The 13,041-nt window shown below is 25.6% G+C and carries 15 protein-coding genes; 5 read left to right on the forward strand and 10 right to left on the reverse strand.

Going from position 1 to position 13,041, the window contains the following annotated elements:
• Positions 1-85: 85 nt before the first annotated feature.
• The 5 genes from J2Z25_RS16445 to J2Z25_RS16465 are packed head-to-tail and all read right to left on the reverse strand — an operon-like array spanning position 86 to position 1,845.
• Complete coding sequence (locus J2Z25_RS16445; RefSeq protein ID WP_245173449.1) at positions 86-364, reverse strand: hypothetical protein; 279 nt, start codon at positions 362-364, stop codon at positions 86-88.
• Between the two features lies 1 nt (position 365).
• Entirely contained in the window at positions 366-1,151 is a 786-nt protein-coding gene (locus J2Z25_RS16450; protein WP_245173455.1) for a phage antirepressor KilAC domain-containing protein, read from the reverse strand.
• Between the two features lie 32 nt (positions 1,152-1,183).
• Entirely contained in the window at positions 1,184-1,360 is a 177-nt protein-coding gene (locus J2Z25_RS16455) for a helix-turn-helix domain-containing protein (RefSeq protein ID WP_245173457.1), read from the reverse strand.
• Between the two features lie 17 nt (positions 1,361-1,377).
• Positions 1,378-1,602 (reverse strand): helix-turn-helix domain-containing protein, encoded by a 225-nt coding sequence (locus tag J2Z25_RS16460; RefSeq protein ID WP_209741339.1) that lies wholly within the window; start codon positions 1,600-1,602, stop codon positions 1,378-1,380.
• 42 nt (positions 1,603-1,644) lie between these two features.
• On the reverse strand, positions 1,645-1,845 hold the full coding sequence (locus J2Z25_RS16465) for a helix-turn-helix domain-containing protein (RefSeq protein WP_209741340.1): 201 nt from the start codon (positions 1,843-1,845) through the stop codon (positions 1,645-1,647).
• A 157-nt stretch (positions 1,846-2,002) separates the two neighbouring features.
• Here J2Z25_RS16465 and J2Z25_RS16470 point away from each other — a divergent pair, with 157 nt between their 5' ends.
• Both J2Z25_RS16470 and J2Z25_RS16475 read left to right on the forward strand, forming a co-directional pair.
• Positions 2,003-2,368 (forward strand): helix-turn-helix domain-containing protein, encoded by a 366-nt coding sequence (locus J2Z25_RS16470; RefSeq protein WP_209741341.1) that lies wholly within the window; start codon positions 2,003-2,005, stop codon positions 2,366-2,368.
• Between the two features lie 201 nt (positions 2,369-2,569).
• The gene (locus J2Z25_RS16475; RefSeq protein WP_209741342.1) at positions 2,570-3,754 is read left to right on the forward strand and encodes a tyrosine-type recombinase/integrase; all 1,185 of its coding nucleotides are present in this window, start codon (positions 2,570-2,572) and stop codon (positions 3,752-3,754) included.
• Positions 3,755-4,045: 291 nt separating this feature from the next.
• Here J2Z25_RS16475 and J2Z25_RS16480 read toward each other — a convergent pair whose 3' ends face one another.
• The 4 genes from J2Z25_RS16480 to J2Z25_RS16495 form a co-directional block, all read right to left on the reverse strand.
• Positions 4,046-4,852, reverse strand: a complete 807-nt coding sequence (locus tag J2Z25_RS16480; protein WP_209741376.1) for a hypothetical protein — start codon at positions 4,850-4,852, stop codon at positions 4,046-4,048.
• A gap of 243 nt (positions 4,853-5,095) precedes the next feature.
• On the reverse strand, positions 5,096-5,995 hold the full coding sequence (locus tag J2Z25_RS16485) for a patatin-like phospholipase family protein (protein WP_209741343.1): 900 nt from the start codon (positions 5,993-5,995) through the stop codon (positions 5,096-5,098).
• A gap of 221 nt (positions 5,996-6,216) precedes the next feature.
• Entirely contained in the window at positions 6,217-7,317 is a 1,101-nt protein-coding gene (locus tag J2Z25_RS16490) for a PQQ-dependent sugar dehydrogenase (RefSeq protein WP_209741344.1), read from the reverse strand.
• A gap of 165 nt (positions 7,318-7,482) precedes the next feature.
• Complete coding sequence (locus tag J2Z25_RS16495) at positions 7,483-8,184, reverse strand: hypothetical protein (RefSeq protein WP_209741345.1); 702 nt, start codon at positions 8,182-8,184, stop codon at positions 7,483-7,485.
• A gap of 310 nt (positions 8,185-8,494) precedes the next feature.
• Here J2Z25_RS16495 and J2Z25_RS16500 point away from each other — a divergent pair, with 310 nt between their 5' ends.
• The 3 genes from J2Z25_RS16500 to J2Z25_RS16510 all read left to right on the forward strand — a co-directional run bounded on the left by J2Z25_RS16500 (position 8,495) and on the right by J2Z25_RS16510 (position 11,819).
• Complete coding sequence (locus J2Z25_RS16500; RefSeq protein WP_209741346.1) at positions 8,495-10,627, forward strand: sensor histidine kinase; 2,133 nt, start codon at positions 8,495-8,497, stop codon at positions 10,625-10,627.
• Positions 10,628-10,929: 302 nt separating this feature from the next.
• Positions 10,930-11,472 (forward strand): NADH peroxidase, encoded by a 543-nt coding sequence (locus J2Z25_RS16505; RefSeq protein WP_209741347.1) that lies wholly within the window; start codon positions 10,930-10,932, stop codon positions 11,470-11,472.
• Between the two features lie 26 nt (positions 11,473-11,498).
• Complete coding sequence (locus tag J2Z25_RS16510) at positions 11,499-11,819, forward strand: DUF1540 domain-containing protein (RefSeq protein ID WP_008679659.1); 321 nt, start codon at positions 11,499-11,501, stop codon at positions 11,817-11,819.
• Positions 11,820-11,984: 165 nt separating this feature from the next.
• On the opposite strand, the gene J2Z25_RS16515 is transcribed toward J2Z25_RS16510, so the two are convergent.
• On the reverse strand, positions 11,985-12,758 hold the full coding sequence (locus J2Z25_RS16515) for a response regulator (protein ID WP_008679660.1): 774 nt from the start codon (positions 12,756-12,758) through the stop codon (positions 11,985-11,987).
• Positions 12,759-13,041: the final 283 nt, after the last annotated feature.

Raw genomic sequence — 13,041 nt, forward strand, 5'->3', positions numbered from 1 at the left:
CTTAAGTAAAGTTAATAGGTATATTTTTAATACATACACTTCTATCTCAACTCCTCAACTTTCTTTCTAGCTTTATTAAATTCATTTATGCAGTTCTTTCTATATCTTCACTTGCTATTATTTCTACATTGTTAAAATACCAATTTAAGCAATATCTCTTTAACTCTTCATGTTCTACAAATACTGGCATATTTTCTTCATCTATTTGTGTTACAAATTCTTTAGATTCACCACCTGTTAAATAGACATCTATCCAAGGATATCTTTCATCTATTTCAAAGCTTAATGTTCCAATTTCAACTACTAAAATTGTTGATTCCTCTATCTTTATATCTGTATCTGTTGTTTTTATCATCTTTGACATATTAAAATTCCTCACTTTCTATCAATGGTAAAATATTATTTTTCTTTAATAATTCGTATATGAATAACCTTCCTTTTTGTGTCCACTTAGTAATCATATTCACATCTTTCATGCCATTTTTTCGAGTTATTGGTATAGTTTCAGAGTGTGTATATCCTTTAGCATGATATTTAGAATATAAAAGCCATTGTTCACCTATTTTATATTGAACTTTTAGTTCATGGAGTTTATCATTTAATGCTTGTCCACTAAGTCCATAATCTTTAGCTATTTGTGTGATAGTTACAAGACCTTTATTTTTAAGAATAATATCTGTATAATCTGCTTTAGGTTTAAGTTCTCCTATTATTTGCTTCTGTTGAGTATTTTCTAATCGAAGATTCTCTACTCTCTTATTTGCAATCTCTAAAGCTCTCTTCATTATCATTTCTGGGCTATTCCAAGCCTTTTCTACTTCTAAGAAGTATTTTCTAGCTTGTTTACCTTTTTCATTACGTTGTATCATTGCTATTTCTTTTGCCATGTCTAATTTGATTTCATGATTAATGATAATTCCTTTAGCACTTCTTTGATTCGCTGACATTTTTTCAGCGTCGTCATTTTTGACTTCGCTTGAATTCTTATCATAGTAATGCACCAAATAATCTTCACCTTTTGTAAATCCATACTCTGTCATTCTTTCAAACCATTTTGGATATTCTGTTCCAATATCTAAAAACTCATGAAGTTCTCTACCACTTAATGTAATATCATTTTCATTTGTTTTAATTTTGATTAGTTCATTCATTTTCCATCCTCCTTAATTTTTATTCTGTAAAGTTAGAAGATATTGCCTATATTATCCTCTAACCATTCATCTAATTTAGATAAAATTATTTTCTTTTCCCTTCCTACTTTAATTGCGGGGAAGTCTTTAGCTCTTGTTAATTGCCTTGCTTTATCTATGCTTATATCTAGCATTTCTGATAATTCTTTTGTATTTATTACTTTTTTCATACCCATCCCCCTTGAACTTAATATTTCATTAAATTATTATTTAAGCTTTCTATTAGTTCATTCCAACCTAACAACTCATTTGGTGTAGTTCCTAAAGCTAGACTTAATCTTATAATCTTACTCTCGGTTGCTTCATATTTACCTCTTTCTAATTCAGATAAATAAGATTGACTTATAGATGAGATGTTACTTAACTTCTTTAATGAAATATTCTTTTCTTTTCTTATCTGTCTCAATCTCATTTAGCAATCTCCTTGCTAACTAAAATCTCGTAACGAGAATATTTAGTTAAAAAAAATTTCATCTACTGTTAGTTCTGGGTCATAATTCTTAAGTATATCAGTATACGCAATCATTTCGCTTTTAGTAAAATCACCCTCGCCTTTTTCTTTTTTTCTTAATGTTTTTCTCGATATACCTAATTTATCAGCTACTAATTCTTGTGGAATAGCATATCCACGTCTTAAGAATAAAACTTTGCTCATTTTCTCACCTCTCTTTCTGTGACTATGATTTAATTATATTCTCGTTATGAGAATATGTCAACCCATTAAAAGAAATTTTTTCTCTTTTTGTGAACTTTAATTATAAATAATCGCAAATTGTATATAATATAGTTAAGGTTATGAATGAGGTGTAAACATGAATATTGAAAGTTTAAATACTTTTGGCAAGAGATTAAAATTCCTTTTAGAGCTAAAAGAAATTAAAAACAAAGAGTTGGCAAACGCTTTAAATCTAGCACCTAATAGTATCAGCTCATATTTAAGTGATCAAAGAAGTCCTGATTTAAAAACACTTACTAAAATTGCTGATTATTTAAATGTAAACTCTGATTTTTTACTAATGAGAAGTGATGATTATAGTACTTACTTAAAGACAAATTACAAAGGCCAAGAAATTGTTATTGAATTTAACGATAACAAATTGATTTTGACAGATAAGCAAATCAAGGATTTATTAGAAAAACTTGATAGTGTCGGCTTCGATATAAAGAAGCTATTATAATTTTTAAAAAGTAACTTTCAAAAGTTACCTAGGAAAATATTAACATTGTTGGTATTTTCCATATTTTTTACATTTTAAGAGAACATATGTTCTTTTACGGTATACCGATATTTTAAAGGGGGATTATTATGGTCATTCTAAGTAAAATTAAATCTATCACAATAGATGGAAAGTTAATATATATAAAAGGAGATGGATCAAATGAAAAAGTCGACAAAGAAAGGGAATGGAGAAGGAAGTATAAGTAAAATAGAGAAGAATGGGAAAATGGTATGGAAAGGAACTATATCAATAGGATATGATGAAAATGGTAAACTAAAAAGAAAAGTTTTCTATGGAAATACCAAAATTGAAGTGGTCGATAAAATAGCAGAATTTAAAGCTAGACAAAATCTTGATGATATTCCTAATGATGATAAAATAACTTTTGAAGAATGGTTTTATAACTATTTATTTCAATTTAGAGTACATGATATGAAACCTTCTACTTTTGATAGATATTATGGAATCTATTCAAATTATGTTTTAAATTCTCAAATAGGTAAAAAGAAGTTGATTGATTTAAGGACAATAGATTTTCAAAAGTATTATACTGCACTATTAAAAACTAAACCTGTAAGTACTGTTAAAAGTATAAATAGATATGTATCAACTTGTATAAATGAAGCAGTTAGACAAGGATATATCAGTAAAAATTACACGGTAAATGTGAGGTTGCCAAAGGCTGACGAAAATGAAACCATAAATGTTTTATCCATAGATGAGCAGAAACGGTTTGTTAATTATATAAATACTGCAGATGTTGAATTGAAGAATTTTTTCATTTTAGCTCTAGGAACTGGTATGAGACAAGGAGAAATAATGGGATTAAAATGGAAAGATATAAATTTTAAAGATAGAGCTATTAAAATCACAAGGTCTTTAAAGAAGGTTACATTTATAGATGCAGATGGAACCAGACGAAGTGAATATATAGAGCAAACTCCTAAAACTAAATCATCTATAAGAGAAATTCCTATAAGTGAAAGCGTATATAAATGTCTTAAGGATCAAGAGAAAAAGCAAAAATTAAATAAACTATATATAGATAACTCTATCTACATAGAAAGTGATTATGTCTTTACAGACAAAATAGGAAATACTATAGATAAAAATAAACCCAATAGGCATTTTAGAGCTATATTGAAAGAACTTAAAATTAATCCTATAAAATTTCATAGTCTTAGACATACTTTTGCAACTAGATTATTTGAAAAAGATGTTCCTGTTAAAACTGTTCAGGCATTATTGGGTCATAAAGATATTAATACAACAATGAATATCTACACTCACGTTATGAAAGAGCAGAAAGAAAAAGCTATAAATATACTAGATGATATAATTTAGGGTGCAACTAGGGTGCAACGGAATGAGTTCTTTATAAATAATTATAAATATATATAACTACTCTAAAGCCTTACAAATACTTGTATTAGCGTATAATCCAAGTGTTAAGAAGGCATATGAAATATATATCAGGACAAATCCCTCTGCCGGCACCAATAAGCACTTAAACTCTTGTAACTCAAGATTTAAGTGCTTTATTTTTTATATTTAATTCATCATAAAACAAATTTAGAAATTATCTATACCAAATTGTATAAATATGGTTACTACATAAATATAATTAAGTAACTACTATATCCCCCACTCCACTTTAAGCTTATTAACTATTTTCATCATTTCTCCATCATCTTTTGCTATATCGGGATGATATACCTTTGCTAAAGTTTTATATATTTTCTTATACTTGTCCCTATCCGCTTCATTGTAGTTACTATATTTACTTTTATGGTAACTACTATCAGAATTATAACTTTTGTAGTTACTTTTAAAATCTTCATAGTAACTACGTTGTTGTTCTTTATCTGATTCATATTGTCTTTTTATTTGTTCTAGCATTTCCTTATTTCTAAGTACACCAAAAACATCATAACATTTATCATAAGAGTTAATACCATATATTTTCTGAAATCTTTCTTTATCTTTTAAATATTTATTAATTATTTTTTCGTGTTTTTTGTGAGTTTTATATTCATTTGTTTTCTTATGTTCTTCCTCTATTCCTTCAACTAACGGATTAAGTTTTTTATATATCATTTTACAAAGCTGTTCTTCTGTTATCCCGATTGATTCACATTTATTATTTAAATTGCAATAATCACCTATCCATGTATCAGAATTAGTAGCAATTTCATAATATTCAATTGTACCTAAACTCCATTGTTTCTTTTTAACCTTACCATTTTCCCTATAACTCTTATGAATACTTATTTTATAAGCCTTCTTTATAGATCTTTTAAATCTACCCCCTGTATATTCATACCCATAATATCCACAATTAACACCATATTTAACTGATGATGTATAATATGCCTCAAGTTCTTTGTATTCTCCATAAGTATTTTCTTTTTTAAGTTTTATTTCTTGTATTACACAATACACTTTATATCCCCCTCCTCGTAGTTACTTTAATATAATTTTTAGTAGCTACTCTATACTATATAAATATGCAATAAAACTTCCTATTTAATTTAATTATCTTATTTTTTAAATAATTGGGGGCTACTATATAAGCTTTCTTCATAAACAAATAAATATTTTTAAAATTGTTTATTGACTATATTATTATGCACAAAAAAGGGACTCTTTCTAGAATCCCTTTTATCAATCTATTATCAAAAGTTGTTATTCTTTTTCTCTATTATACTTATCCTTAATAATGTTAATAATTAAAGGAGCTAATTTTATCATAGAATCTCTATAACCTAATTCAATATTGTCAATTAACTTACTTTTGTTCATCATTACGCTTCCAGCTCCATTAACTAATTCTATCTTTTTAGATGGATATATTTCTATGATTTTATTTTTATCGAATCCTTCTTTGTTTAACCTATCCTTATTTGATAAGCCTACAACAATTATTAAATCACAATCATAGTTCTTTAATGGTGCTATTGGAATATTATCAATATTATTTTTAGAGTACTCTGGTGACTTAATTCCTCCATCTGCATATCTATTATTTTCTATTTTTATAGGACTAAAGATTATTGGTATAGCACAAGATGCTAAAACTATATTCAATATTTCTTCATTACTATATTCATTTAACTTGAAGTATTCTGGACTTTCTTTATCTATATTATATGCACATGCATAGATATCTCTATTGTGCATATTTATAGTTTCTATATTTACATACTCCTTTATAAAATTTTCTATACCTATTTGTGATAAAAGTCCTATATCATTGTTTTTTATTTGCTCTATTATACTCTTCTCATAATTACCATGAGTAATAGTCTTTATAAGTTCCGGTATTTTTATACTCCTAGTTCTTTCTTGTAACCTTATAAATCTAGAATATGTTATACTACTCCAACTATCTTTTATAATTTTTCTATCATTCATAGCAAATAACAAAGCATTCACAGATCCTACAGAAGTTCCTGATATAACTTTTACATTATCTACCAATTTCAACTCCCATAATGTTTTAAAAACTCCTGCTTCATAAGATCCCTTAGCTCCGCCTCCAGAAAGTACAAGCCCAATTTTAAAGTCTTCTAACAAACTACCCATCTTAACCTCTCTTAGTAAAATTATCACTATATATTGTAAATATGTAATGTGTTTTCTTAATTAATTGAATTATATAATATCGATATTACATCAGTAAATATTTATTATTTATATTTTTTAACATTGTATATTTATTTTATAATACTAAAGGGGCTATATAAAAACGCCCCTTAATTTAAAATGTATAATTTATTGTTCGAAATTCAATTGTTCTTTCTAACTTAACTAGGAATTAATCTTATAATTTTATCATCCGAAGTATTAATACTTCCTCTTCCATCCCTATTACTTGTTGTAATATAAATAGATCCATCTTTACTCTGAACAACCTCACGTAATCGTCCGTATTTATTTTTAAATAATAAGTCTATGTTATTTACAGCTGTCCCATTTGAATCTAATGATATTACAATTAACTGTTCTCCACGTAAATTAGCCACTAGTAATTTCCCTAACCATGGGCCTTTATTTATAAAAGTCATTCCTGATGGTGCCCATGTAATATTTCCACTTTGAATCAATGGCAATTGTGCTTTTATTTCATTAGAAATTTCATCCCCCTGAACTAAAGGCCACCCATAATTAGCTCCAGGTTTTATAATATTTATCTCATCATGTGCTGTTTGTCCATGCTCTGATTCATATAACACATTATTTGAATTCCATGCTAACCCTTGTGGATTCCTATGCCCTAAACTATAAATTGGTGAATTTTTAATTGGATTATCCCCAGGAATACTTCCATCTAACTCTATCCTTAATATCTTTCCTGCTAAACTTCTAACATCCTGTGCTAAATTGGGGTTTCCTGCATCTCCTGTTGTTATATATAACTTATTATCTTCGCCTATCTTTATACGTCCCCCATTATGAATTTCTCCACCTGGAATTCTATCTAGAATAATTTTATCAATAAATGCTTTATTATTTCTTTCAATTAACCTAACTACTCGATTATAAATTTTATTTTCTTCTAAATATGAATGCATTACATAAATATAATTATTCTCCAAATGATTTGGATCTAGTGCAATTCCCATCAAGCCACCTTCCCCTCTACTGATAAAAGGTGAAGTAAACATAATTAATGGTTCTTCCTTAAGTTTACCATTTTCAATTACCTTAACTGTACCTGATCTTTCTGTAAAATATATTTTACCTTCATTACTTATGTCTATAGCCCAAGGAACAAATAAGTTTTCTGCTATAACCTCTATTTTATATGGAAATTCTTTTGATGAAGATAATTCAGCTTTTGTATTCTTCACATTTTCACTACGAGATAACATATTAGATAAAACACTATATATTATTCTTTTCATAGCAACATCCTCCATATTATAATTAACACTTTCTTTATAATATGAATATATAACTATATTGCATCATCTTTTATTGCATATTACAAATATATATTTTCTTGTATTTAAAAATATAAATAGAAATTAAATCTCTACCTTTTAACACAAACTTTAATATAATTGACCCTAGATATTTTCTTGATTATTCTCAGGATTTTGTTCATCATTTATATTTGGATTTTGCGTAGGCTTGTCTTCCGGAGCATCATTAGGTTTATCTTCTGGAGTATCGGTAGGCTTCTCCTCTTTATCAGGCGTTGGATTTACTTCAGGTTTGTCCTCTGGATTCTCAATAGGCTTTTCAACTGGTACTTCAACTGGTTTATCTTCTGGATTAACAATAGGTTTATCTTCTGGTCTTGAATTTAAATTGGGACTTTGACCTTGTTCGTATGTATTATCAAATTGAATATTTGATTCTTCAATTGTAGTATTAATCGAATTTTCTTCAGCTTTTTCCTCTTCTTTCTTTTTTAACAACTCATTATATAAGCTCTCATAATATAGTAAATCTTTATCTAAATCCCCTTTTAATTCATCTACATTAATGTTGTTATCTAGTTCTTTTATTTTAATTTTTAAAGATTCTAACTTTTCCCCTTTTTTAACTTCTAAATTATTATCCTTGACATTTTTCTCTTGTTCATTTTTTTCAATTTTCTTTGTAGAAAACATTTTCAAAGATAATTTTTCGTTATTTATTTTATTTGAATAAATAATTCCACTTGTAATCACAATTATTAAAATCATTATTAATCCTATGCATATTCCTAATTTTATTTTAAAATTATCATTGACTATTTTAAATATTCGTCTAATAAACTTCATATTAATCCTCCATTTTATATTAAAGTGTTTTTATCTATATTCTAGCAAAATATAGATAAAAATACAAATTAATACTATTCATAATACTACTTTATCATTAATATTTACTTATATAATTAAACTGCTTTTATATTAATTATATAAGTAAAATATTATACAACTCTATATTAATGCTAAGTCCATAAACTAAATAATATCAATTTCTTTCAAAATAATAACTTTTTCATCATTTTTTTAGTAAATATTATACAAAAAATTGTATATATGGTAAAATATCTTATATATTCGTCATTTTATGGAGGTTATATTAATGGAAATTATCAACAAAGAAATAATACGTAACTCTAATAATTTTTATATAGATATAATAAACAATTTACTTTTTACCCCAAATATCTTTATAAATAGAAATTATCTTAAAGATTTAATTGAGGATATGGAAAATAGATTGATTAATGATAAAATCGATAAAAATGAACAGTTTATAATAAAACTTATAATTGGACTTTGTAATGAGAAATTAGAAGAATATTTCTATGCCATAAATATATTTAATGAATTGATTAAAAGTAAAGAATTTATAAAAGATTTATTTATTATAGGTGTCTTATATATTTCTTTGTCCCTTATTAATTTAAAAATAAATAACATAAATTTACAAAAGAAATATTTTAATTTAAGCAAATCATTTTTAGAAGATAATAATCAATTTGAACTTTTACTTTTTCTTTATATAAATACTTCTGTCGTAAACTTAAAAATTTATAAATTTGATATTTACTTATATAATAATATTGATAGTTCATTTAAAATTTTAGCAAAACATGAATATAAATATGCATCTCAAGCATATTTAATACTTGGAATTATATATTATAAATATCTAAATTTAAATAATATATCAATAAAGCTTTTAAGTAAAGCTTTATACATAGCAAAAATTAATGGCCAAAATGAAATACAAATTTTAGCAAAGTATCATATAGGTTCAGTTAATATGCAATTATATAAATTTAAATATAGTAAAAATTTATACAAAAGTATCTTAAAAGATTATGAGCATTTATTGCCTATTAATATTAAAATTGATATCTATATTAAGTTAGTAAAAATATATATTAAATCTAATGCAAATTCAGCTGAGATAACTAAATTATTAAATATTATTGAAAAAAGTATTTATAAATTAGATCTTTATTATATTGATATTTATCTTATAAAGTATAATATACTACTAGTCCAATGTAAGATATCTCAAACCTATGAATCTATAATCGATTCATCATTAAGTGGCTTATTTTACTACTTGGACAATGCATACTATATATATAAAAGTAATATTTCAAAGTTTAAATTTATGGATTTTGATTATTGGCTAGAAATAACGTATGGAAATTTATTTTTTAAATTAAATGACTATGATAATGCATTATTCCATCATAAAAAATCATTACTTTATTCTGAGAAATATAAAAATGAGAATACAATATGTTCATATAAATTAATTTATAAGGATTTTGAAGCTCTTGAAAATTATAAAGAAGCTCTTAGTTATCTTAAAGCTTCAACAGAAACTCTTGAAAGTTATACTAGAAATAAAAAATCTGATCTTTATATTCAATTATTTGATGATTATGAAAATCTAAAATACTATGATTCAATTAAGAACGATTTCTTCTCTAATCTCAGTCATGAACTTAGAACTCCTATTAATATAATTTATTCTTCTGTTCAGCTTATAAGTTCATTAAAAGATAGAGATCCTGATTCACTAAAAGAATGTTTTTTTAAATATGAAAAGAGTGTAAGACAAAATTGCTTAAGGATGTTGAAACTAATAAATAATTTAATAGATATAACTAAAATTGATTCTGGATCAGCTAAATTAAATCTTGTACATCTCGATGTAGTATCCTTTATCGAAGACTTAACCTTATCTATAATTCCCTATACAAGATATAAGAAACTTAATGTCACTTTTGATACAAACGTTGAAAAATTATATATGAATTTAGATACTTATGCATTAGAAAAAATATTGCTAAATCTTCTATCTAATGCAATAAAATTTACCAATCCTAATGGTAATATTTTAGTTAAAATTGATGCTAATAAAAATTTCACTAAAATAATTGTAAGAGATGATGGTATAGGAATACCAAGTAATTTAAAAACCCTTATCTTTGATAAGTTTTTTAAAGTAGATGATACTCTATCTAGAAAAACTGAAGGGAGTGGTATTGGTTTATCAATAACAAAAGGACTAGTTGAGATGCATGGAGGATTTATTATTGTTAATGATGAATATACTAATGGCACTGAATTTATAATTAATTTACCAACCCTTCCTGAGAAGAAAACTTTAGAAAATAGTGATTTTAAATACTTCATAGATGACGAAAAAATTATAAGAGAATTATCTGATATTTATGAGTTATTTTAAATAAATAGTAAGTTATACTGAGTTTTATTATTTAATACTTAGTATAACTTTTTCATTTATTAACTATAATTTCTATTTTTATTATTGTTAAACAAGCTTTACTTATCCCCGCCCTCCCCTAAAGTTTATCATACATTTATTATTAAGTATTCTAATTTACTTTAATTCAATATTAACACATTCTATAATTTATGATTTTAAAATAGTACTTTTTTATTAATTATGTATTTTTTATGACATTTAGTAAATACTAGTATTACATTTTAGATTATTATCTAAATTTATTTTAAGGAGGATTCTAAATGAAAAAGTTTGTTTGTACTGTTTGTGGCTATATCCATGAAGGAAATACACCACCAGAATTTTGTCCTGTCTGTAAGGTAGGTCCTGAAAAATTCCAGGAGATCACTGATGAAATGAACTGGGCAGATCAACATAAAATTGGTACTGTAAGTAATCTTGATCCTGAAATTTTAGAAGCATTGAGAGCTAACTTTACAGGTGAATGTACTGAAGTTGGAATGTACTTAGCTATGTCACGCCAAGCAGATCGTGAAGGATATCCAGAAGTTGCCGAAGCATATAAAAGAATTGCTTATGAAGAAGCTGAACATGCTTCCAAGTTTGCAGAAATTTTAGGTGAAGTTGTTGTTGCTGATACAAAAGCAAATTTGCAAGCTAGAGTTGAAGCTGAATATGGTGCTTGCGATGGCAAAAAGAAGCTTGCTGATTTAGCTAAGCAACAAAACCTTGATGCTATTCATGATACAGTTCATGAAATGTGTAAAGATGAAGCTAGACATGGATGTGCATTCAAAGGCTTATTAGATAGATATTTTAATTAATTATTTGTTAAGAAGGAGAGATTTCAATGCAAAAAATTTATTGTAGCGCAAATAATTGTTCTCATAACAAAGAAAATATTTGTTTTGCTAACCGTATAAACGTTGTTGGGAAAAATTCAGATATTGAATCTGATACATGTTGTGGATCATTCTTAGATAGATATACCTATGGGAATTTAACTAATAATGTTTACGATGAAGGAGATCCTTGTAGTTGTTTAGTATGCAAAGTTAATAGTTGTAAATATAATGAAAATCAATTATGTTCATTAAACTCTATAAATGTTTCCGGAAATGATGCTAAATTATATAGCCAAACTAATTGTGAAAGCTTTTGTAGAGAATGATATAATAAAAAAAATGATATCCCACCACGGATATCATTTTTTTTATTAAGGGGATAAATTATTAATTGCTAAGCTGCGCTAACAACTATATACATATATTACTATGTTTTTATGTCAGTACTGTTACAAAAACTATAAGAAAATATTTCTTTTCCCTTAAGAATATTAATTTTTAATAAATTTGTCTAGCTTTTTTTGAAGACTATATATCCTAACATTAGACTTTAGCTTCGCTATAAATAACTCCTCATCTATTGGTTTAGTTATAAAATCATCTGCTCCACAATCTAAAATTTTAGATAATGCTTTATTATTATCTAACGCAGTTACAGCTATTATTGATGAGTCAATATTACTTCTTCTTATTTTTCTAATTATATCCTTACCAAATTCATTTTTCAAAATAATATCTATTAAATATATATCATACTTTTTCCCACTATCTATTAAAGATTTTCCATCTTTATAGTAATCTACGTTATATATTCTTCTACTTCTTAATATTTCTTTTTCTAACTCTATAAAAAATTCATTATCTTCGACTATTGCTATATTAGCTTCTTGAAGATCTCTCATATACTCATCAGTTCTAAATATACTATCTAAATAATTTCTAACTTCTTCTTCTAAATCTTTCTTTAGTATATACTCACTTATTCCAAGATTAACCAAATCTTTTCTTTTATCATCCATATCTTCACTAGTTACTACAAAGATAGGAATATCAAATCTTTTGTTTATTGCTTCTACAAATTCTTCAATATCTCCACCATTAGCATATAATGATGATATTATAAGACTAACGTTTTGTGAATTTAAAACGTCTCTTGCCTCATTAAAATCCCTTACATTAATATACTTATGTCCCTTTTCTTTAACAATTTTTTCTAATAATTTAGAGAAAAAACCACTTTGTTCTATATGTAATATATTGTACATTTTCTTCCCACCTTTTATATCATTTTAAATCAATTATACATTAAAATTAAATCTGATTCTTTATATTTATCGAAATACTTTTAAATTTATGAATATTTTATAATAAAAAAAATATAATATAATTTCATCTATTCCATCCTTTGCTTTAAGTCAAAGTAACGTCACATATAACACTTACAAACTAACAGCAAGAAATATAAAAATCTTTGAATATTACTTCAAAGATTTTTATTTTAAATATATGTTTCAATTAATAATCTATATAATTAAAACTAGTATCATA

It is taken from the genome of Clostridium tertium (genome assembly GCF_017873245.1).
GTDB classification, from domain to species: domain Bacteria; phylum Bacillota; class Clostridia; order Clostridiales; family Clostridiaceae; genus Clostridium; species Clostridium tertium.

Excerpts from the sequence above, each read along its gene's own strand:
- J2Z25_RS16445 (WP_245173449.1), bottom strand. The coding sequence starts at position 364 with ATGTCAAAGATGATAAAAACAACAGATACAGATATAAAGATAGAGGAA.
- J2Z25_RS16450 (WP_245173455.1), bottom strand. The coding sequence starts at position 1,151 with ATGAATGAACTAATCAAAATTAAAACAAATGAAAATGATATTACATTA.
- J2Z25_RS16455 (WP_245173457.1), bottom strand. The coding sequence starts at position 1,360 with ATGAAAAAAGTAATAAATACAAAAGAATTATCAGAAATGCTAGATATA.
- J2Z25_RS16460 (WP_209741339.1), bottom strand. The coding sequence starts at position 1,602 with ATGAGATTGAGACAGATAAGAAAAGAAAAGAATATTTCATTAAAGAAG.
- J2Z25_RS16465 (WP_209741340.1), bottom strand. The coding sequence starts at position 1,845 with ATGAGCAAAGTTTTATTCTTAAGACGTGGATATGCTATTCCACAAGAA.
- J2Z25_RS16470 (WP_209741341.1), top strand. The coding sequence starts at position 2,003 with ATGAATATTGAAAGTTTAAATACTTTTGGCAAGAGATTAAAATTCCTT.
- J2Z25_RS16475 (WP_209741342.1), top strand. The coding sequence starts at position 2,570 with ATGAAAAAGTCGACAAAGAAAGGGAATGGAGAAGGAAGTATAAGTAAA.
- J2Z25_RS16485 (WP_209741343.1), bottom strand. The coding sequence starts at position 5,995 with ATGGGTAGTTTGTTAGAAGACTTTAAAATTGGGCTTGTACTTTCTGGA.
- J2Z25_RS16490 (WP_209741344.1), bottom strand. The coding sequence starts at position 7,317 with ATGAAAAGAATAATATATAGTGTTTTATCTAATATGTTATCTCGTAGT.
- J2Z25_RS16495 (WP_209741345.1), bottom strand. The coding sequence starts at position 8,184 with ATGAAGTTTATTAGACGAATATTTAAAATAGTCAATGATAATTTTAAA.
- J2Z25_RS16500 (WP_209741346.1), top strand. The coding sequence starts at position 8,495 with ATGGAAATTATCAACAAAGAAATAATACGTAACTCTAATAATTTTTAT.
- J2Z25_RS16505 (WP_209741347.1), top strand. The coding sequence starts at position 10,930 with ATGAAAAAGTTTGTTTGTACTGTTTGTGGCTATATCCATGAAGGAAAT.
- J2Z25_RS16510 (WP_008679659.1), top strand. The coding sequence starts at position 11,499 with ATGCAAAAAATTTATTGTAGCGCAAATAATTGTTCTCATAACAAAGAA.
- J2Z25_RS16515 (WP_008679660.1), bottom strand. The coding sequence starts at position 12,758 with ATGTACAATATATTACATATAGAACAAAGTGGTTTTTTCTCTAAATTA.